This window comes from Microbacterium sp. UBA1612 (genome assembly GCF_002321605.1).
Taxonomy (GTDB): Bacteria; Actinomycetota; Actinomycetes; order Actinomycetales; family Microbacteriaceae; genus Microbacterium; species Microbacterium luteum.
This window is the reverse complement of the sequence record NZ_DCMW01000003.1, coordinates 1-20,079: the sequence shown is the minus strand read 5'-3', so window position 1 is coordinate 20,079 and position 20,079 is coordinate 1. Positions and strand designations below refer to the sequence as shown.

The 20,079-nt window shown below is 67.7% G+C and carries 17 protein-coding genes; 7 read left to right on the top strand and 10 right to left on the bottom strand.

What is annotated here, in order from left to right; genetic code table 11:
* Nucleotides 1-70: 70 nt before the first annotated feature.
* On the top strand, nucleotides 71-817 hold the full coding sequence (locus B3S45_RS00620) for an alpha/beta fold hydrolase (protein WP_286716836.1): 747 nt from the start codon (nucleotides 71-73) through the stop codon (nucleotides 815-817).
* Nucleotides 818-928: 111 nt separating this feature from the next.
* Nucleotides 929-1,189 (top strand): 30S ribosomal protein S20, encoded by a 261-nt coding sequence (gene rpsT, locus B3S45_RS00615; protein ID WP_071045773.1) that lies wholly within the window; start codon nucleotides 929-931, stop codon nucleotides 1,187-1,189.
* 77 nt (nucleotides 1,190-1,266) lie between these two features.
* Here rpsT and holA read toward each other — a convergent pair whose 3' ends face one another.
* The 4 genes from holA to leuS form a co-directional block, all read right to left on the bottom strand.
* Nucleotides 1,267-2,304, bottom strand: coding sequence for a DNA polymerase III subunit delta (holA, locus tag B3S45_RS00610; protein WP_194385256.1), 1,038 nt, complete (start codon nucleotides 2,302-2,304; stop codon nucleotides 1,267-1,269).
* Between the two features lie 9 nt (nucleotides 2,305-2,313).
* Nucleotides 2,314-4,647 (bottom strand): ComEC/Rec2 family competence protein, encoded by a 2,334-nt coding sequence (locus B3S45_RS00605; protein ID WP_286716833.1) that lies wholly within the window; start codon nucleotides 4,645-4,647, stop codon nucleotides 2,314-2,316.
* Nucleotides 4,647-5,237 (bottom strand): ComEA family DNA-binding protein, encoded by a 591-nt coding sequence (locus B3S45_RS00600; protein ID WP_228481034.1) that lies wholly within the window; start codon nucleotides 5,235-5,237, stop codon nucleotides 4,647-4,649. Before B3S45_RS00600 ends, B3S45_RS00605 begins: the two co-directional genes overlap by 1 nt.
* 87 nt (nucleotides 5,238-5,324) lie before the next feature.
* The gene (gene leuS / locus B3S45_RS00595) at nucleotides 5,325-7,919 is read right to left on the bottom strand and encodes a leucine--tRNA ligase (protein WP_194385252.1); all 2,595 of its coding nucleotides are present in this window, start codon (nucleotides 7,917-7,919) and stop codon (nucleotides 5,325-5,327) included.
* A 159-nt stretch (nucleotides 7,920-8,078) separates the two neighbouring features.
* On the opposite strand from leuS, the gene B3S45_RS00590 reads away from it, so the two are divergent.
* The 4 genes from B3S45_RS00590 to B3S45_RS00575 are packed head-to-tail and all read left to right on the top strand — an operon-like array spanning nucleotide 8,079 to nucleotide 11,411.
* The gene (locus B3S45_RS00590) at nucleotides 8,079-8,765 is read left to right on the top strand and encodes a DedA family protein (protein WP_194385250.1); all 687 of its coding nucleotides are present in this window, start codon (nucleotides 8,079-8,081) and stop codon (nucleotides 8,763-8,765) included.
* Nucleotides 8,766-8,770: 5 nt separating this feature from the next.
* Nucleotides 8,771-9,808, top strand: coding sequence for an App1 family protein (locus tag B3S45_RS00585; RefSeq protein ID WP_286716827.1), 1,038 nt, complete (start codon nucleotides 8,771-8,773; stop codon nucleotides 9,806-9,808).
* Between the two features lie 32 nt (nucleotides 9,809-9,840).
* Nucleotides 9,841-10,554 carry an SOS response-associated peptidase gene (locus B3S45_RS00580; protein WP_286716825.1) on the top strand — a complete coding sequence of 238 codons (714 nt, stop codon included), beginning with the start codon at nucleotides 9,841-9,843 and terminating at the stop codon, nucleotides 10,552-10,554.
* Nucleotides 10,551-11,411, top strand: a complete 861-nt coding sequence (locus B3S45_RS00575) for a 3-methyladenine DNA glycosylase (RefSeq protein WP_286716824.1) — start codon at nucleotides 10,551-10,553, stop codon at nucleotides 11,409-11,411. Before B3S45_RS00580 ends, B3S45_RS00575 begins: the two co-directional genes overlap by 4 nt.
* 9 nt (nucleotides 11,412-11,420) lie before the next feature.
* Here the strand turns inward: B3S45_RS00575 and B3S45_RS00570 are convergent, their stop codons facing one another.
* From B3S45_RS00570 to B3S45_RS00550, 5 genes are all read right to left on the bottom strand, one after another.
* Nucleotides 11,421-12,638: a glycoside hydrolase family 3 N-terminal domain-containing protein gene (locus B3S45_RS00570; RefSeq protein WP_286716823.1), complete on the bottom strand. Its 1,218-nt coding sequence runs from the start codon at nucleotides 12,636-12,638 to the stop codon at nucleotides 11,421-11,423.
* A 554-nt stretch (nucleotides 12,639-13,192) separates the two neighbouring features.
* Nucleotides 13,193-16,561, bottom strand: a complete 3,369-nt coding sequence (locus tag B3S45_RS00565; protein WP_188550605.1) for an NACHT domain-containing protein — start codon at nucleotides 16,559-16,561, stop codon at nucleotides 13,193-13,195.
* A gap of 216 nt (nucleotides 16,562-16,777) precedes the next feature.
* Nucleotides 16,778-17,092 (bottom strand): hypothetical protein, encoded by a 315-nt coding sequence (locus B3S45_RS00560; RefSeq protein ID WP_188550606.1) that lies wholly within the window; start codon nucleotides 17,090-17,092, stop codon nucleotides 16,778-16,780.
* Nucleotides 17,092-18,084 (bottom strand): caspase family protein, encoded by a 993-nt coding sequence (locus B3S45_RS00555; RefSeq protein ID WP_188550607.1) that lies wholly within the window; start codon nucleotides 18,082-18,084, stop codon nucleotides 17,092-17,094. Before B3S45_RS00555 ends, B3S45_RS00560 begins: the two co-directional genes overlap by 1 nt.
* 7 nt (nucleotides 18,085-18,091) lie before the next feature.
* Complete coding sequence (locus B3S45_RS00550; RefSeq protein ID WP_188550608.1) at nucleotides 18,092-18,463, bottom strand: TIR domain-containing protein; 372 nt, start codon at nucleotides 18,461-18,463, stop codon at nucleotides 18,092-18,094.
* A 308-nt stretch (nucleotides 18,464-18,771) separates the two neighbouring features.
* Here B3S45_RS00550 and B3S45_RS00545 point away from each other — a divergent pair, with 308 nt between their 5' ends.
* Complete coding sequence (locus B3S45_RS00545) at nucleotides 18,772-19,125, top strand: sulfate permease (RefSeq protein ID WP_188550610.1); 354 nt, start codon at nucleotides 18,772-18,774, stop codon at nucleotides 19,123-19,125.
* 21 nt (nucleotides 19,126-19,146) lie between these two features.
* Here the strand turns inward: B3S45_RS00545 and B3S45_RS00540 are convergent, their stop codons facing one another.
* The gene (locus B3S45_RS00540) at nucleotides 19,147-20,037 is read right to left on the bottom strand and encodes a helix-turn-helix transcriptional regulator (protein WP_188550731.1); all 891 of its coding nucleotides are present in this window, start codon (nucleotides 20,035-20,037) and stop codon (nucleotides 19,147-19,149) included.
* Nucleotides 20,038-20,079 lie beyond the last annotated feature (42 nt).

Here is a 20,079-nt window from a genome sequence, read left to right as displayed (position 1 = left end):
CGCCGCCATGAAGGCCCCGGTCCCGATGAGGGCCGGGGCCTTCCCGCGTCCGCCCGCATAGGCTGGAGCCATGGCGGTGGAGGTCGTGCTGGTCCACGGCATCCGCACGTCCGCAACCATGTGGCGGTCGCAGGTCGCACACCTCGAACAGCGCGGCAACGCCGTCACCGCGGTCGACCTCCCCGGTCACGGATCCCGGATGGACGAGGCGTTCACGCTGGAGGGTGCATTCGCGACCATCGACGCCGCGGTCCGCGACGCCGCGGAACGCGGCCCCGTTCTCCTCGTCGGCCACTCGATGGGCGGACTGCTCTCGATCGAGTACGTCGGCGCCGAAGATCCGCCACCCGTCGCCGGCTTCATCGCCGCCGCATGCACCGCGATTCCCCGAGGGGTGGGCCTCGCGACATACCGCATGCTCGCCCGCGGCTTCGATGCCCTCCCCGACCGCGGCATGTGGCTGACCGATCGCGTGCTGAACGCCACCCTTCCGGACGAGACCCGGTACGACTTCGGTGCCGGCGGCTACGCCCTCGCCGCGCAGGATGTCGCACTGCGCACGCTGTCCGTGCTCGATCTGCTCGCAGCGCTCGAGCGCATCGAGGTGCCGATGTGGTTCATCAACGGACAGTACGATCAGCTCCGGGCGAACGAGCGGCTCTTCACCCGCATCGCCTCCCATGCCGAACTGATCGTCGTCCCGCGGACGACGCATCTGGTCACGGCGATGCGACCTCGAGTCTTCAATGCGCTGCTCGACCTGGCTCTCGCGACGCTCGAGAATCCGGATGCGGGCGGATCGTCGCGAACCTGGTAGGATCGGCTTTTGGCTTGCGTGTGGGTTTCCCACCCTCACGACCGCCGTGCGGCATCCCTCTCCTGCCACTCGGCAATCCACCGATCACTCCGAACGAAAGATACGTCGAACGTGGCGAACATCAAGTCGCAGATCAAGCGCAACAAGACCAACGAGAAGGCGCGCGAGCGCAACAAGGCCGTCAAGAGCGAGCTGAGGACCGCGGTGCGCCGCACCCGCGACGCCGTCGCGTCGGGCGACAAGGCCGCGGCCGAGAAGGCGCTCGGCACGGCGACCAAGAAGCTCGACAAGGCCGTGAGCAAGGGCGTCATCCACCGGAACCAGGCGGCGAACCGCAAGTCGTCCATCGCGAAGCAGGTCGCCTCGCTCTGAGCGAACCCGCTGATTGCCGAAGGCCCGTCCCGATCCGGGGCGGGCCTTCGGCATGACGGCGACGCGGCGCGCCGGACTCAATCACCGAAGGGCGCCCGGGTGGCGATCACCGTGACCAGTCGTTCAACGGCGAACACGGCGTCACGCGACGCGCCCTTGACCTCGGCATCCGCACGCGCGGCGGCCTGGACGGCGATCTGCAGTGCCGCCTCATCCCACCCTGCGAGGTCTCGGCGCGCCCGGTCGACCTGCCAATCCTTCAGGCCGAGCCTCGCGGCAAGGGCGCTCGAGGACTCGCGGACGCCGTAGACGCGGGCCATCGTGCGCAGCTTGGACGCGATCGCAGCCACCAGCGGGACAGGATCCGCACCCGAGGCGATCGCATGGCGCAGAGAGACCAGCGCCTCACCGTAGCGGCCCGCGATCGCCGTGTCGGCGACGGTGAACGCAGACGTCTCGACGCGGCCGCCGTAGTAGCGCTGCACGGTCTGCTCGGTGATGTCGCCGGAGACATCGGCGAGGAGTTGCTGGCAGGCGGCCGCCAGCTCGGTCACATCGTCCGCGAACGCCGAGGTGAGCGCCCGCAGCGCGGCCGGCTGGATGCGACGCCCCGCAGTGGAGAACTCCCCCGCCGCGAAGTCGTAGCGATCTGCGTCCCGCTTGATCGCCGGGCACGCCACTTCGACACCGCCGCCCTGCCCTGCTCGGATCGCGTCGAGAAGCTTCTTGCCCCGGACGCTCGCGCCGGTGTGGCGCAACGTGACGGTGGCGCCCTCCTGCGGATTCCGAAGATACGAGATCGCCTCCGCCAGGAACGCGTCGGAGCACCTCTCGACGCCGCTGACCCGGACCAGACGCGGCTCCCCGAACAGCGATGGAGACGCCATCGCGAGGAGCGTTCCCGCCTCGTACGCGTCGGCGCGGATGTCGGAGACCTCGAGGCTCGCATCCTCGGCCTTGAGGTAGTCGCGCACGCCGGCGATCGCCCGCTCCGCGCACACGTCCTCCGGGCCGGATACGAGGACGACCGGCGCGGGCTGGGGTGCCCGCCATGACAGCTGCGGAATCGCCGACTTCGGTGCCGCGGACCCTCGTCGGCGTGGAGTCGGGGACATGATCTCAGCCTAGCCGCCGGCACCGACGGCGCCCGCGTGGTCGCGCCACACCCGGAGCACGCCGGCCTCGCGCCATATCGCCACGATCCCGTCGGTGTCGGTGCGTGCGACGACGCCGCCGTTGGACACGACGAGCGCCAGCGCCTCCGCTCGCGGGTGACCGTAGTCGTTCTCGCCCACCGTCACCACGCCCAGTCGTGCCGAGACGGCCTCGTAGAGCGCGGCGCTCTGATCGGCACTGCCGTGATGGGCGACTTTGACGACCTCGAACGGGGAATCCACCCCGGGCAGAAGCTGTCGCTGCGGCTCCTCCGAAAGGTCGCCGAGGAGCAGGATGGACGGCAACCCGCCGCCCGTGAACGCGACCACGACGCTCGCATCATTGCCGGGGGCGCCCCCGGCGTCCTCCCGCGGCCAGAGCACCCGCCAGCGCGCGCTTCCGAGCGTGCCGGCATCGTCTGCGGCGACCTCGAGGACACGGGCACCGCCGTCGCGGAACGAGGTGACGATCGCCGTGTCGTCCGGTCCGTCGACCGGGCCGTGCATCATCACACCGGTGCGCTCGGCCACGACGGCGGCTGCGCCGACGTGGTCATGGTCGAAATGGCTCAGCACGACCAGGTCGAGACGATCGACTCCGACGCGGTCCAGACAGGTCCGCAGCGCCTCCGGATCAGGGCCGGTGTCGATCAGCGCGACACGGTCGTCCGCACGCACGAGGACGGCATCGCCCTGTCCGACGTCGCATGCCAGCATCTGCCACGACGCGGGGAGGGTGGCGGGCCCGAGAACTCCCGCGAGCGCCGCGGTTCCGCCCGCGACTCCGGCGAGCACCGCGACCGCCCCTCGCGCGATCCCGTGAAGGCGACGCCGGGCGGTGCCCCCGGCAGGCAGGGCGACGGCGAGCCCGATCGCGGCCGATACCGCGGTGAGGAGGAGCGCGCCGCCGAGCCCCTCGATCCACGGGAGCTGGTCTCCCGGCAGCGCACTCACCGTCGAGGCGGTCGCGGCGATCCAGGTCGCGGGCACCCAGGCCAGCGCGGCAAGGCCCGAGGCGACGACGGGCAGGATCGGCGCGACCAGACACGCCGCCAGGCCGACAACGGTCACCACGGGTGCCGCGGGCGCCGCGAGCACGTTGGCCGCGACGCCGTAGAGCGCAACGGTGGGGGTGATGAGGATGAGCAGCGGACCGCACGCGAGCTGAGCGGCCAGCGGCACGGCCAGCACGAGCGCGAGGCTCTGCGGCATGATGCGCGCCAGACCCTGCGCGAGCGGCCTGGCGAACAGCAGCAGCGACCCGGTGGCCGCCGCCGACAGACCGAACCCCAGCGATCCGGACAGCCACGGGTCCGCGGCCAGGGCGACGGCCAGCGCCGCCGACAGCACGGCTACGCCTTGCGACGTCCGTCCGAGCAGGAGGGCGAGCATTGCGACAGCAGCCATGCCCGCGGCTCGGACTACGCTCGGCTCGGGCGTGACCAACACGACGAATCCCCCGAGCGCGAGCATGGCGACCACGATGCGCCAGGTCCGTCCGAGACCCGACGCCGCGGCGGCCGCGAAGGCGAGACCGACGACGAGAGCGCAGTTGGAACCCGACACCGCGGTGAGGTGCGACAAGGAAGATTCCTTCATCGCCGCATCCATCTGCTCCGTCACCAGCAGGGTGTCGCCCACGGCCAGTCCGGGCACGAGCGACGCTCCGTCGCTCGGCAATCCATCGACCGCTGCGAGCAGCCCACGCCGCAGATCGCTCGAGATCCGGAGGACTCCGCCGGCAGGTCGCAGCAGCTCGACCACCGTGGCGTGGACCTGTGCGACGGCACGCTCACCGGCCTCGGACACCTGGAAGGAACCCCGCGCTTCGACGACCGCGCCGGCATCCAGAGCGGAGACGTTCTCGATGTCGTCGGGAGCGACCACGATCTGGATGACCGCGGCGACCGCGTGCGCCCCTTCCCCGTCACCGACGGCGCTCGCCACGGCATCGAAGGCGAGGTGCTCCGATCCCCACGGTTCGATCTTGCCGGTCACGGTCGCGGTCATCGACACCAGCGGTCCCTCACGCTCGGCCAGATCGATGACGTGCTCCCGGGGCCCGGTGGCCGACCACACGTTCGCCGCGGCGACGCCCGTGCTGAGCGCGACGAGGCCGATCAGCACGCCGGCCCGGCGCAGCCGCACCGCACGCCGCGAACGCCATGTCATGACGATCGCGCCCGCCATGACCGTCGCGCTGCCGGCCGCGAGCGCGGGAGCCACCGCCGGGTGGACCGTCGCGAGGCCCGCGACCACCCAGGTGAGCGCCGCCGCCGGGGCGAGCGTCCACGCTCTGCCCATCACACGACGATCAGATCGCGCATGCCGGCCAGCAGCTTCTCGCCGATCCCCGGCACTGCGAGAAGGTCGTCGACACTGGTGAACCGACCGTTCTCCTCCCGCCAGGCCACGATCCGGCCACCGAGGGTCGGCCCGATGCCCGGGAGCGTCTCGAGCGCGGCCACGTCGGCGGTGTTGAGATCGATCGGGCCGGCGCCGCCGCTCGCCGGCCCCGGCGCAGGCGCGGGCGCCTCCCCCTTCGCGGGCACGTGAAGCTGCTCGCCGTCGGCGATCGGCCGAGCGAGATTCACGGCGGCGGAATCGGCGTCGCCGGTGAAACCACCGGCGGCTGCCACCGCATCCATCACGCGCGCGCCGTCGGCGAGCACGTACAGGCCGGGACCGGCGACGGCGCCCGACACGTGGACATAGAGATCCGCCTCCGGTGTGCCAGTCGTCGCGAGGTCATCGACGGTCACCGTCTCGACAGGTGCCGTGGCACCGCGTACGAGCCCGATGACCACGGTGACGACCAGTCCCGCCAGCACGAGCAGCACCAGTCCGCCGACGCCCCAGCGCCGAGCTGTCGAGGTGTCCGAGATTCTCGCCACCCGCTCACGCTAGGCGTGTGCGCACACGCGGCGGACGCGGCCCGACCGCTCGGTGGACAGCGCGCTGCGGCAGCCCCGTGGGGAGGGTCAGTTCGCGCTGAAGCTCACGACCTTCGGTGCGCGGACGATCGCGCGCGCGATGGTCTTGTCACCGAGGGCGCGGATGACGCGAGCGTCCTCTCGGGCGAGCTTCTCCAGCGCGTCGGGCTCGATGCGCGCCGGCACCTCGAGCGTCGCCCGCACCTTGCCGTTGATCTGAACGACAGCGGTGACGGATTCCTCGACCAGCAGCGTCGGGTCGGCGCTCCGCCAGGGCATGAGGCCGACGAACGGCTCATAGCCGAGCGTCTCCCACATCTCCTCGGCCGTGTGAGGAGCGAACAGGTCCAGGATCATGGCCGTCGCCTCGGCGGCTTCCCTCACGGCGGGATCCGCCGCACCCGCGCCGGTGTCGATCACCTTGCGGGTCGCGTTCACCAGTTCCATGAGCCGGGCGACGACGACGTTGAACTTCGTCTGCTCGACCAGTGTCGGAGCATCTGCGAGGAGGCGGTGGGTGACGCGGCGCAGGGCCGGATCGCCGTCCTTCCACACGACGTCCCGCTCGCTGGCCACGTCGTGCGCCACGCGCCAGGCGCGGGCCAGGAACTTCTGGGCACCCGTCGTCGAGACGTCGTTCCAGTCCTTGTCGTCCTCGACCGGTCCGGCGAAGGCGAGGGCGACCCGCAGCGCGTCAGCGCCGTGCGCGTCGAGTTCGTCCTGGAACACCACGAGGTTGCCCTTGCTCTTGGACATCTTCGTGCCGCCGAGGATGATCATCCCCTGGTTGATCAGGCTCGAGAACGGCTCGGTGAAGTCCACCAGCCCCATGTCGTACAGGACCTTGGTGATGAACCGCGCGTAGAGCAGGTGGAGGATGGCGTGCTCCACGCCTCCGATGTAGAAGTCCACCGGCGCCCACTTCATCGCCTCGGCGGACGAGAACGCCTCGTTCGGGTCGCCCGGCGAGAGGAAGCGCAGGAAGTACCAGGAGCTGTCCACGAAGGTGTCCATGGTGTCGGGGTCGCGCCGCGCCGCCTCGCCGGTGGTGGGATCGACGGTCTGCACCCATTCGCCAGCCGCGCCCAAGGGCGAGGTGCCCTTCGGTGCGAGATCGAGACCGGCCGCGTCCGGGAGGGTGAGCGGCAGCTGATCCTCCGGGACCGGCACGATGCGGCCGTCATCGGTGTGGATCATCGGGATCGGGGTCCCCCAGAAGCGCTGCCGGGAGATGAGCCAGTCGCGCAGCCGATACGACTTCGACGCCCGGCCGGCCCCCTTCGCCTCGAGTTCCTCGATCATGCGGGTGATCGCGTTGCGCTTGGACAGCCCGTTCAGTGAGCCCGAGTTGACCATGCGACCCTCACCGGCCAGGGCGACGCCCGTGTGCGCGGGATCGAGCTCGTCGAGCGACGGGTCGTCCGCGAAGGGGTCGATGGGGTTGCCGTCTTCGTCGACATCGATGACCGGGATCGCCCCCGTGATGGGTGCGGTGGTGTCGACGACGACCTTCACCGGCAGGTCGAATGCGCGCGCGAAGTCGAGGTCGCGCTGGTCGTGGGCGGGGACGGCCATCACGGCGCCGTGGCCGTAGTCGGCCAGCACGTAGTCCGCGGCCCACACCGGAAGGCGCTCGCCGTTGGCGGGGTTGACGGCGTAGCGCTCGAGGAAGACGCCGGTCTTCGGCCGATCGGTGGACTGACGCTCGATCTCGGTCTGACGACCGACCGACTCGACGTAGTCGCTGAAGCGCTGCCGCACGTCGGCCGAGGCTCCGGCAGCCAGCTGAGCCGCCAGCTCGCTCTCCGGTGCGACGACGAAGAAGGTCGCCCCGTGGAGGGTGTCCGGGCGCGTCGAGAAGACGGTGACCTTCTCCGGGTGCCCTTCGATCTCGAAATCGATGTCGGCTCCGACAGATCGCCCGATCCAGTTCCGCTGCATGCGGATGACCTTCTGCGGCCATCGCCCTTCGAGCTGATTCAGGTCGTCGAGGAGTCGATCGGCGTAGTCGGTGATCTTGAAGTACCACTGTTCGAGCTTCTTCTTGACCACCACCGCACCGCTGCGCTCGGATGTGCCGTCGGGAAGCACCTGCTCGTTGGCGAGCACGGTCTGATCCACCGGGTCCCAGTTGACGGCGGCGTCCTTGCGGTATGCGAGCCCCCGCTCGTGAAGACGCTGGAACAGCCACTGGTTCCACTGGTAGTAATCCGGGTCGCTCGTGTGGAGGACGCGGTTCCAGTCGAACGAGACCCCGTAGGCACGGAATCCGGCCTTCTGCTGTGCGATGTTGTCGTACGTCCACTCCCGCGGGTCCGCGCCGCGCTTGATCGCGGCGTTCTCGGCGGGCAGGCCGAATGAGTCCCATCCGATCGGGTTGAGCACGTTGTAGCCGCGGTGGCGCCAGAAGCGCGCCACGATGTCCGAGTAGAGGTAGTTCTCCGCGTGACCCATGTGCAGGTCGCCCGACGGGTAGGGGAACATGGCGAGCACGTACTTGCGCGGACGCGTGTCCTCGGGGCCACCCGCCTTGAAGGGGTCGGCCTGTTCCCACCGCTGTTGCCACTTGCGCTCGACGGCGTGGGCGTCGAAGCCGCTTCCGTCGTCGGAAGCAGGGCGGTCGGAGGGAGAGTGCTGTGACACGGGAGAACCAATCGCGGAGTACGGGGGCGCGCGGAACGCGTCTTTCAGGTTACCGGAACCTCATCCGGCCCCCGCGCGAGCCCGCGCATCCTGAAGGCCTGCTCCGAGCAACGGGGATTTCACACCTCCTCGCGAGGCGTCCGACGTAGTCTCGATCGGGTGAACGACGTGCTCACCTGGATCCTCGATGCCGTGCAGTCGGTGGATCCGGTGCTGCGAACCGCACTCGCGGGCATCGCGATCATGCTCGAGACGAGTGTGCTGATCGGTCTGATCGTGCCCGGGGACACCATCGTCATCGTCGCCGGAACGGCGGTCTCGAGCATCTGGGAGGGGCTCACTCTCGGTGTCGTGGTCGTCATCGGTGCGGTGGCGGGCGAGAGCATCGGATTCTGGCTCGGCCGCTACCTCGGGCCCCGTATCCGTCACTCCCGTCTGGGACGGCGCATCGGCGAGGCGAACTGGATGCGGTCGGAACGCTACCTGCGCCGGCGGGGCGGCCCCGCGATCTTCCTGTCGCGCTTCCTCCCGGTCCTGCACTCGCTGGTGCCGCTGACCGTGGGGATGAGCGGCTACCGATACGGCCGCTTCCTCGCCTGGACCACGCCCGCCTGCATCGTGTGGGCGGCACTGTACGTGTCGGTGTCGTCCGCCGCGGCCGGCACCTATCGCGAGCTCGCCGACCGCCTCCACTACGCCGGCTACCTCTTCGTCGGCGTCATCGTCGTGTTCCTGGTTCTCGTTCTGGTCGCGAAGAAGGTCATCGAACGCGTCGAACGCAAGCACCTCGCGGACGACGGCACCGGCTCGACGGCGGTCCCGGGCGCGCATCGCGTGGAAGACTGAGGGGTATGGCCGCCCCGACCGAGGATCCCGTCCGTCCGAAAGTCCTGTGGCTGGCCCGGTGGGAGCGGCGCTTCCACGCCTGGCGCGAACGCCGGGCTCGTCAGCGCGGGCAGCTGCCGACGGTGACGCCGTTCCCCGGGTACGGCGGCACCGACTGGGTCCGCGTGCTCGGGCGCGTGCTCATCGTGCCGCCTCGGACCCCTCCGAGCGACGGCGAGTACGGCGGCGTGCGCGGCTGGCGCAGCTTCGTGGCCGTGCCCGTCGGCTTCGCCCAGGTGAGCGTCGACATCGGCGGCGTGACGCATGACGTCGTCGCCGATCGCGGCGGCGTGATCGACACCGTGCTGCCCGCATCCCTCGCGCCGGGGTGGCAGACCTTCACAATGTCGGTCGAGGGCGGCGAGCCCGTCGAGACGCGGGTCTTCGTCGTCGGTTCGGATGTGCGCTTCGGTGTCGTCTCCGACGTCGACGACACGGTCATGGTCACCGCTCTCCCGCGGCCCCTGCTGGCCGCATGGAACTCGTTCGTGGTCAATGAGCATGCTCGGCAGCCGGTCGCCGGCATGGCGGTTCTGCTGGAGACCCTCGTGCGCGATCGACCGGGAATCCCCGTGGTGTACCTGTCGACAGGTGCGTGGAACATCGCACCGACGCTCATGCGATTCCTCCGGCGTCACCTCTATCCGCCCGGAGCGACGCTGCTCACCGACTGGGGGCCCACGCACGACCGCTGGTTCCGCAGCGGCCAGCTGCACAAGTCGGAGAACCTCCGGCGGCTCGCAGCCGAGTTCCCCGACATCACGTGGCTCCTGATCGGCGACGACGGCCAGCATGACGATGAGATCTACACGCGGTTCGCCAGCGAGCACCCCGGCAACGTCGCCGCGGTGGCCATCCGGCGCCTGTCCCCCACCGAGGCCGTTCTCGCCGGTGGCCGCACGGCCGTCAACGACCACACGGCGGCATCTGTCCCGTGGGTCTCGGCCTCACACGGCGCGGGCCTGCTCCGGCGCCTGCGCGAGGCGGGCGTCGTCGATTCGTGAGCCGTGTCGTCGTCCGCGCGTAGGCTGGCAGCATGTGCGGAAGGTTCGTCGTCGCGAATGTCGGATCCGAGCTCGTCGGCGTTCTGCGCGTCGACGTGGAAGGCGACGATCTTCCCGCACCGTCATTCAACATCGCCCCCACAGACCCTGCGGCGATCGTGCTCGATTCCACCAAGACCGAGCCGCCGACGCGGCGGCTTGCACGAGCGCGCTGGGGTCTCGTTCCCGGGTGGGCGAAAGACCCGACCATCGGAGCACGGGCCTTCAACGCCCGCTCCGAGGAGCTTGAGGACAAGCCGCTGTTCCGAACCGCCCTCCACAAGCGCCGTGCCGTCATTCCCGCATCGGGGTACTACGAGTGGCAGAAGTCCGACCAGGGAAAGGTGCCGCACTACATCCACCCGGCGGACGACGGCCCGCTGCTGTTCGCCGGCCTCTACGAATGGTGGAAGGATCCGTCCAAGAGCGACGACGACCCGGCACGGTGGATGCTGAGCTTCGCGATCCTCACACGTGACGCGGTCGGCTCGCTCCGTTCCATCCATGACCGTACGCCGCTGTTCGTCGACCCGGACCACGCGGACGCGTGGCTCGATCCGACGACCGAGAACGTGCGTGACGTCCTCGACGCCGCGATCGACGCGGCACCTGCGGTCGCCGAGACGCTCGACGCCCGGGTCGTCTCCCCCGCTGTCGGAAACGTGCGCAACAACCGCCCCGATCTGATCGACCCGGTCCAGACGTGACGGTCACGACGAGCCTTCCTGCGTCGGCGTGGCACGATCTCGCGTCGCGTCACGCCCACCGCGCCGACGCCCTCACGGCCGCGCGGCGCGAGCGCTCCTCTCGCCGGGAGGCGCACCCGGTGGACGATTTCCTCTACACGTACTACTCCTACAAGCCGGCAGTGCTGCGCCGGTGGCATCCCGGTGCGGGCGTTGTCCTCGAAGACGCCGCCGAGACCTCACGCGGCCGGTGGCGAGGTTACGTCGCGAGCGACCCTCCCGGATCGCTCGTCGTCGATGCCGATGAGTGCCGACGCACGCGCGGCGACCTCCTCGCCGGCATCGTGCGCATCCTCCGATCCACGGCCGGGCGCGCCCCCACTTTCGGATGCTTCGGCATGCACGAGTGGGCGATGGTCTATCGATCATCTTCACCGCGTCACGACCTGCCGCTTCGACTCGGCCCCCGGGGCACCGATGACGTGGTGGAGGCGCACGAGCTGCGCTGCACGCACTTCGACGCCTACCGCTTCTTCACCCCTGATGCCGCACCGCGCAACCGCGAACCGCTGTCCCGTCGCACGCAGGCAGATCGTGAGCAGCCGGGATGCCTGCACGCGGGTATGGATCTGTACAAGTGGGCCGTCAAGGCCGGGCCGCTCGTGCCGGGCGATCTCTTGCTCGACACCTTCGAGCACGCGCGCGCGGTCCGAACCCTCGACATGCGGGCCTCACCCTACGACCTGCGTGACTGGGGCTTCGATCCGGTGGCGGTGGAGACCGCAGCGGGCAAGGCGGAGTACGTACGGCAACAGCGAGAATTCGCGGCGACGGGGGCCAGGCTGCGGGAACGTCTCCTCGCCGCCATCATCGGCTGACAGCGGGCGTCACTGCGCGCAGTCCGCGCAGGGAAGCAGGGTGGTGTGCGCCGACACCCATCGCAGCGCCGTGACCCGCTCGGATGCCTCGGTCAGTCGCTCCAGCGACACCTCGCCGCGCTCCACGGCGGTCACGATCCCCTCCACCAGGCGCTCGGCGCTGCCGGCGTCGCTGTAGAGCACCGTCAGGAGCAGATCATTGCCTGCTGCCAGCGCGGCGACGCCGTTGGCTACCGGATCGGCGTATTCGGGCAGGCCGGTCGCCTGAAGCATCCCGAGATCGTCGGTGACCGCGACGCCGTCGAACCCGAGTTCCTCGCGGGCGATGCGATGCCACTCGGACGACAGCGATGCGGGCGCGTCATCGACGGTCGTGTACGACAGATGTCCGAACATCAGCAGGGGTGCGCCCGCGTCGATCCCCGCGACGAATGGGGGCGCTTGCGTCTCGGACCATTCCTGCATCGACATGTCCGTGCTCGGGATGCCGATGTGCGAGTCGCCCGGCGCTGCGCCGTGGCCGGGGAAGTGCTTGAGGGTGGATGCCACCCGTCCGCCCTCGCCCTGAACAGCGCCCACGACCCTGTCCGCCGAGGCAGCCGGGTCGGTGCCGAGAGCACGCCGGTAGATGAACATCCCGGGGTCGGATGTCACGTCTGCAACGATGCCGAAGTTCACGCTCGCCCCGGCACGCGCCACGAGAGACGCGCGTGCCGCGAACGCGTCCGCCGCGGCACCGGGGTCGGCGTCCTTCAAGGTCGGCGCCGCGGCGAAGTCGTCCCAGCGCAGCCGAGAGACGTCGCCGCCCTCCTGGTCGATGGCCAAGAGCGGCGGGAGCGTCGGATCGACGATGAGGGATCCCGTCACCGCACGGAGCGCCGACTCGTCCGCCGGGATGTTCGCGCCCATCAGGATGAACCCCGCGATCCCCTCCTCGGCCATGTATGTCCGGAGCAGCGATGTGTCTGTCGTCGGAAGGTGCCCCATCACGACGCTCGCCGCACGCTCACGCACCGTCATCGCTGCGACGAGCCGGGCGGCTTCCAATCTCACCTCGCCGGCACCGGCGGGCGCGACGACGACGGGCTCTTCGGCGGCGGACGCGTCGGTCGAGGGCATCGATGCGGCAGCAGCCGCGATATCGGGGTCGGACTCCTCCGACGCGAGTGCGCCGCTGATCGCGCTGCTCAGCACGCCGACCACCAGGACGCGCGCGAGGAGCTTCATGTCTCCACGCTACGACACAGCATGATGGGGAGGACTCTTCAGGCTGCCCGCATCCAACACAAAACCCCCGGTTGACCGGGGGTTTTTGGTGGACCTAACGGGAGCACTATCGAAACTTGCCCCGCCCCTGGTTCACATGGCCGTGGTCCACCGCACGATCCGTGTTCGGCCTGGTCCTCGCAGGTCTCGGGCGGTGCCTCGAACTCGCCAGCAGGCGACGGTCAGCGATGATGCCCTCGTCTTGGCTGAGGCGCGATACGGGAAAAACGAGACGCTGCGACAGATCGCGAAAGACATTGGCGTGAGCCGTCAGCGGCTGGCCTCGCTGCTACGTGAGCGCGGGGTCCGGTTACGCAGTATCACGCCGTCGGCTGCGGAGGTGAACGAGATGGCGCGCCGGTATGCAGAAGGCGAGTCTCTGGAGCGTGTCGGCACACGGCTGGGGTACTCCGCTGGCACCGTCCGAAACCATCTTCTCGCCGAGGGCGTCGTCATGCGCGACTCGCACGGCCGACCGCGGTGAGGCCATCGGGTCCGAGCACCCAGGCCTACGGCTATCGATATGCGGGCTTCGCGTCGACTTTGAGCCACTTCCCTGCTCGGGCGACGCTGAGCAGAGAGGGCGCCGACGCTGAGCTGTCGCGTGATGCGGTTGCTCCATCGTCTCGCCCTGTTGCCGGCGGCGCTGAGGTGCGAAGTTGGTTCAGAGCGGCTAGTTCCGGGACGTCGGTGACGGCTGTGATGGCTCGCTTGTTCAGCCATCCGTAACGGGCGATCTGTTCGGCGGCCCGCAGGACTGTGCTTCGACGTGGTGATGGGAGTTGACCGAACACGGACTCCAGCGTCGGCAACAGCTCAGTGATGACTGAGCTGGAGGCGGTGCACCACAGGGCGAGTGACCACTCCGCCTCGGCCAGGTCATCGTCGAGGACATCGAGCTGTTCGCGCCACCACTGAGCGTTGCCGCTGTTGGCCCGAGCTTGAGCGAGAAGTTCGGAGGGATGGCTGGCGCTTCCGAAGGCCGCTGAGCCGGGCTTCTTCGTGTAGGCGGGCGGGAAGGGAGATGCAGCGCCGATGATCGCGATCTCGGACGCAAGCCAGCACCGTCCAGTGTGTTCGTGTAGTGCGGCAGCGGTGTCCGCCCAGGGGAACGTGCTGCCTTTCTGCCCGGCCTTGAATGCTCGTTGCTTGGCGATCTGGGTGTACGGCGAACCTGCTCGTCTGAGCTGGTTGATCGCCTCGCTTCGGCGACGTTTCGACTTCTCATCACTGCCGACGAATCCGGTCTTGGAACTGGTGAGGAAGTCGCTCGGCGACAAGGCCGCTGCGACTTGTGCGGGCATGGACCGGGTTGATGTCACGCAAGGGCATTCACCGTCCAAGACTGCGTCAAGAAGCGCTGCTTCGAGTGAGCTTCCTGGCGTAGGGATGAGGCCCGTGCTGAGGAAGAGCTCGGCGGCGCCTTCGGACAGGTCGATGTCCTCGAACGATGCGGTGACACCCGCGCCGGCCTCGCACTCGGCACCGAGTCTGAGCCATGCGTTTTGCTGCGGTGTGCCGATGGCTGCGGCGAGCTGCCCGTACCACCATGCGCTGAATTGGCTGCGTTGGTTCAGCAACTCGCGCAGAGCGCGAACTCGCCGCTTGTTGTCGCTGTCCGCCGGGTCCTTGCTGATCAGAGTGGTGAGGCGGACCCAGGTGGGATCGGCTCCGTCCTGGTCAGGGAGGTCGGGCAACTCGGGCAGAGCGATGATGTCGCGGCGGTCGAGCGCGGATAGCAGAATTGTGATTCCGGCGTCCGAGCAGAGTGCGGTGAGGATCTTGCGTGCCTCGCGGGGGCGGCGCAGGAAGACACCGTCGGTGAGCAGTGCCCACGCGGCGAGGTAGGAGGCGGGCGAGGTGCTGTGGGCCAGCTCCTCTTCGATCCCGGCGGTCAGGGGGTAGATGCCATTGCCCTTTGCGTTGCCTCCGTAGAACCTAGCGGTGTTGAGCCAGTACGGCCGGCGCAAGAGTTCGCGCAGCACGGCCGTGCTGTCGAAGGCCGAGTTGTCCTCGCCCGCGTTGTGATAGAGGAACCGTGCGGCGAAGTACTCTCGTAGGGACAGGACTTCGAACTCGTAGGTGCCGTCGACTTTGCTGGTCAGCGCCCACAGACGGTCGCTGGCGCCCTCGAAGAGCTGGTCGACGATCGATTCACGGTTGCCGTAGGTGCGCTGGAAGTGCCGCATGGCTTCCTTGAGTTCGTCCACGCTCATGCGGCCGTTGATCTGCGATTCCTCGGTGTGGGCGTGGAGGTACCAGCCGAGGAACGGGATGATCTCGAGCAGCTCTTCCTTGTGGTCCTTCACGGCCCTGGGGTGCTTGTTCGCCTCGCGAGCCAGGAGAAGCTCGACGTACTTGTCGTAGAGATCAGTGCGTTGCGTGGGGGTGGCTGCTCCTTGCTGGTGAAGTAGGTCGAGCAGGATCGTCAGCTGCATCGGATTGCCGGCGAGTTCGTTGATGTAGGGCTCGCGGCTCTTCTCCTTGAAGCTCTTCCGCAGGGCGCGACCGTCCTTGCCTCTGATCCCGCGGACCGTGCACCACTTGCGCAGGTAGGCGTCACGCTGCTCGACGGTGAGCTGGTTGAGGGTCACGACCTCAAACAGGTCGGGTGAGGGCTCGGGCAACTCGCCGGCGCTGGGGCGCGTGGTGACGACCACTCTCGGTGGGTCGGTGTACGCCTTCCCGCGACCGACGAACTTGTCGATCTCTTTGACGATCCTGCCTCGGATGGTGGCGCTGCCGACTTCGTCGAGTCCGTCGAGCACGACGAGGCTGGGGACGCGCTCGAAGATGTCCTGGACCGTCTTCGCGCCAGCGGGGATACCGCCGCTCTCGTGCGTCAGCAGGTCGGCGAGGAAGCACTCGATCGTTGCCTGTTCACCCTTGCGCGCTTTGGCCTTGCGTTGCTTGCGGTCCTCGGAGTGGTCCCACACGTCGTTGCCGCCGAGCCAGAGCGCGTAGTCGCTCAGGTCGAGTCTGACGGGGAACCGCGGCCGCTCCAGCTCGGTTAGTGAGTCAGGTCTGTCGCTTTCGGGGATGAATGACCCGCGGTGGGTCTGGCAGAGGTATTGGCTGAGTGTCGACTTGCCCTGTCCTGGCGCGCCACGGACGAGGGTGAAGGGCGCCGATGCGCGCAGTAGGTAGGCGGCGGCACCGCCCAAAGTGGTCGGTGATTGTGCTTGCAGATGCTTGCTGGCCACGGTGTGTACGCGGTCGGCGGTGACGTCGACGAACAGGTCCACGACCTTCTCTCGGTCCACATCGGACTGGCTGAACTTGACCCGTTTGTCGTCCTCCCATTGGGCGGCGGCGACCTTGCGGATGAGGTCACGATGCGCCTTGTCCTTGCCCTCACCGACATGCTCGGCGACGAGGTATCGGACAAGGTCCCACCCCGCGAGCATCTCGGCGTAGGCCCACTTGGTCTCGGTCGGGGCGTTGTCGACCCACGGGTTGAGCGCCTCGCGCCAGATGCAGGTCATCTGTTCGTAACCGAAGTCCTTCGCGTACCCCTGGAGCTTCTTGTCCAGTCGGTCGAACGTGCCCGAGTCCTCCTTGGCCGTGCTCCCCACGTTGGTGACCAACGTGTAGTGGCGGACCCCCTGTGCAGCCAGGCGGCGCAGACTGGCTTCCTCGTTCTTTACCACCTGGTCGAGCCAGGAGACCGGGTCCTTCTCCTTGCCACTGAGCGACCACTTGACCTGATAGACGAGCACCTTCGAGACGTCGACCTTGCGCAAGCCGTCTCGGCCGCCGTCGGCCTGACGCAGGGCCATCGGGATGTAGTCGGGAAACTGGTTCGCAAGCAGAGCGCTGACGAGCTGCTGGAAGTCCTGGTCCCCGAGACGCTCGTAGAGGTAGCGATGTCGACTCTCGGGCACGGGCTGCCTCCTAGACTCCAACCCGATCGTCTCGCTGGTGCGGTCGGGAAACCTCTGTTGTGTTCTTCAATTGAACCCGACGACTCCGACAGGCTTGAGGAACTACACGCCGCATGCCGAGGTCCATGACTTTGCCCGAATCGACCCCCGTCGCAGAAGTAGGGACGGCTGCCCCGGCGGAGCGCCTGGAGCCCGTGTCCGACGAGTTGCGGACACTCACGTCCCCTCACTGCGCCTTGCGCCGTGTGAACCTGGGTCGGACTGCCCGAGTGCCTTCATGAGGGTCGGCAGATACCGCTGAACCTGCTCGCGATCGCTGTCCTTCTCGTCCTCTGTCAGGTCCTCGTAGCGGGTCGTGGCTTGTCGAGTCCATTGATCGACGAGGTCGGCCGGGATACGCAGTGACCCGTCCGGGAGTGGTTCACACTTCTTGTGCAGGTACAACTGCCAGTGGGCCCATCGTTCGTGCTCGATCGACGCGAGTTCTTCGAGGAGTTCCGGCTTTTGAAGCGCGTCGTTGATGCTAGTCATCAGATCAGGTTCTCGTTGACGAGATTCCAGTAGTGCTGACCGAGGACAGTCAACTCACACGACTTGCGCTGCATCGCGGCATGCCACATGTGTGGCGCATCAACGGGGCGAACGAGGTTGACGCGAACGTAGGCCTGCAAGACCTTGAACACAGCGGTGTGTTCTGGGTCAGGGGGAGGGATCGTGGGGTCTTTGAGCTGTTCGGTGAAGCGTTCGGGCTCGTATGAAGGGTCAAGTGGGAAGTCGTAGTCGGCAGATGGAAAGTGAGTGGTAAGCGCCTGGAGCGATGCAAGGGGGATAGGAGCCTCCGCTTTGCGAAGGGACACGAAAGTCTTGACGTTGGTCTTGAAGACGGGGCGCTGAGCCCAGGGGCCGAGCGACTGGTCGATGTGCGCGTAAACGCTTCCGGGTGTCACATCACCGACGAGGTTGGCTGCCGCGCCGTTGAGAGCGTCGACGAATAGGTTGGTGAAGACGCCCGCGCCACCTCCGGGAACTTCCAGCGCGTACTGGTTCTCAGTCGACGCCGTGAGGATGGTGACGCCGTCGTTGAGTTCGGCCATCGATCTGGTGATGGCGTCGTTACCGGCGGCGCCGCTGTGACAGCTGTCGAGGATGATGACCTTGTTGCGTGCTGGCGAAGTGTTGGCCATCGTCATGACCTCATGAAGAGCGAGTCCATCATCGCCATCTGCTGAGTCGCTGGCGCAGAGGAACCCTCCGGTGTCTTCGACGTACCCATGCCCTGCGAAGTAGAACAGTGCGATCTCGGCGTCGTCGGCGAAAACCTCACGGACGGCATCCTTGAGGTCCTTCTTGATCACCGGCTGACCGGCTCCAGTACCTGTGAGGAGCTGAGGAGTCGTAAAGTTGAGCGTGCCGTCGGCATGGCGTTCGAGCGCGGCACGAACTGAGTGGGCATCGTTGACACAGCCGCTCAGAGAACCGATGTGGTCGTAGTGATCTATACCGACGATCAGCGCCTTGCGCATGTCCGCCTCATAGCGAATCGATGAAGCTGCTGATGTTGGCGTCGGTCCACTCCACTGTGCGGATGCCCGCGATCGCCGTCCTGTCAGACTTGTAGGCCCAGATACCGAGGACGGGCTTGTCCTCCTCGGTCGCGCATTGGATCTCCCACTCCTGTCCGGTTGAAGTCAGAGAGTTCTCGCTGACGAGGACGATCACGCCGTGTGAGCGGCGGATGCGGGTGCGAACCCTGTCCTTCCAGCCGCTGTCGTAAGGCTCCTTCACCGACATGTCGATGAACTCGTAGGGCGCCCGCGGGCTCAATGACTGCCCCTTGAGGAAGTCTCGCTGGCGCTCGTCCTCGATCGCGAACGCCACGAACACTGTTTTCACGTCCGACATCGCATCTCCTTTGATGGATCAGGTTCTACTCAGCGACTCGGGCATCGTGACGCTGCTCACACGTTTCCAGTCTACCGCCGTCAACCCTGCGATGCGGGGCCAAGTCGGGGCGTGGGCCGACATGCACCAGCAACTGGCGACCCGCCTCTCCTCCGCCCAGGCCTTCCGTCACCCGCTGAACCAACGTAATCTGGGAAGTGGCGGCCTCTACCTGCTACGCCACCACCGGATGTGGTGACCGACCGGACGGCCTCGGCTGGACAGTCCTTCGACTCCTTGTCGCCGGAGACTCGGAGAGGACTGTCGTCATGTTCCGCTTGATCTGGACCGCCAGCGTCCACACTCGCTGCTTCCTACGCCGCTACATGCCCACCAACATCGTCCTGGACGCGATCCGCACACGACGAGGGCTGCGTTGGGGCGTCCCGGCGATGCTGCTCGCCCTTCCCTACCTGTATGGCGCGAGCATCGTTACGACCCTCATTGCCAACGGTGCGCCAGCATGGCTGCACTTGATGGCTCTGCTCCTGGTGTGGAACGCGATGAAGTTCATCGTCATAGGACCGGTCAGCCTGTTCCTTCTCGTCCGTGCAAGGGCTACGGAGTCCCGTGATCGACAGATCGAACGCCACACGATCGCAGCTGGCGCTCGCGCCAACTGAACCGTGCGACAGGACGGGAGGTCATGCAACAGCTCGGCGAGGCTCCCGGCTGAGCTTGCGATAACGGCCGGGACTCACGCCCACGCACTGGCGGAACAGGCGAGTTGCATGGTTACGACTCAACCACCCGACCTCGTGGGCTGCTTGCTCGACGGTCACCTCGGTTTCCCGGAGCAACCGAGCCATCTGCTCGGCTCGAAGCATCGTCAAGTACGCCAGCGGTGTCTTGCCGTAGGCGTCGACGAAGACCCGGCTCAGCTGTGCCGGTGACAGGTGCACAGTGTCGGCGAGGCGGTCGAGGGTCCACCGTTCACCAGGCGCACCGCGGAGCATCTCGACGATTTGACGCACTTCGGCACGCAGCGGGGCGAAGCCGCGGTGACGCGGGAGGCCGGGCCGGGTGGACTTCCGTTGAGACGGAGACCGGCGCGAGGCGGTGGTGCGCACGAACGGGGTCACCACGTCGAGCACCGCGAAGAGTAATGCCTGCGTCCGGTAGAACCGCTCCGGCGACGGCCCGTCGAGGCTGAGCGCGACCAGCTCGTCGAGCCAGGGCATGAGCATCCCGGCGCGGTCTTCGCCGAGCCGGAGTATCTGCGCCGGTTCGGAGTACAGCTCGTCGGCGAAGTCCTGAGCATCCCATCGGTCGGCCAGCAACGCGGCGTGCTGCCAGAACACCTGGTCGATCACGTAGTCGCGGTCCAGGTAGAGAGTGGTGACGGTGATGGAGCCTTCGGGCTCGCTTCCGCACAGAGTGCTCGCGCCGAGCGCCACGACGTCGCCGACAGTGACGGGTTTCTCGCCGAACTCGCTGAGAAGGATCGCCGAGCCGTGCCGCACGAAGATGAGCTTCACGCAGTCGTAGGCGACGGGTGCGATGGGTCGATGAATCGAGCGCGTGCGGGCGAGGATCGGGGCGAAGGACGCGCGACTAGGGCGTGTCTGACAAAGCCT

Coding starts and splice junctions, on each gene's coding strand:
- B3S45_RS00620 (WP_286716836.1), top strand. CDS start 71: ATGGCGGTGGAGGTCGTGCTGGTCCACGGCATCCGCACGTCCGCAACC.
- holA (WP_194385256.1), bottom strand. CDS start 2,304: ATGTCCCCGACTCCACGCCGACGAGGGTCCGCGGCACCGAAGTCGGCG.
- B3S45_RS00550 (WP_188550608.1), bottom strand. CDS start 18,463: ATGTCGGACGTGAAAACAGTGTTCGTGGCGTTCGCGATCGAGGACGAG.
- B3S45_RS00570 (WP_286716823.1), bottom strand. CDS start 12,638: ATGAAGCTCCTCGCGCGCGTCCTGGTGGTCGGCGTGCTGAGCAGCGCG.
- B3S45_RS00580 (WP_286716825.1), top strand. CDS start 9,841: ATGTGCGGAAGGTTCGTCGTCGCGAATGTCGGATCCGAGCTCGTCGGC.
- B3S45_RS00605 (WP_286716833.1), bottom strand. CDS start 4,647: ATGGGCAGAGCGTGGACGCTCGCCCCGGCGGCGGCGCTCACCTGGGTG.
- B3S45_RS00585 (WP_286716827.1), top strand. CDS start 8,771: ATGGCCGCCCCGACCGAGGATCCCGTCCGTCCGAAAGTCCTGTGGCTG.
- B3S45_RS00545 (WP_188550610.1), top strand. CDS start 18,772: ATGTTCCGCTTGATCTGGACCGCCAGCGTCCACACTCGCTGCTTCCTA.
- B3S45_RS00560 (WP_188550606.1), bottom strand. CDS start 17,092: ATGACTAGCATCAACGACGCGCTTCAAAAGCCGGAACTCCTCGAAGAA.
- B3S45_RS00555 (WP_188550607.1), bottom strand. CDS start 18,084: ATGCGCAAGGCGCTGATCGTCGGTATAGATCACTACGACCACATCGGT.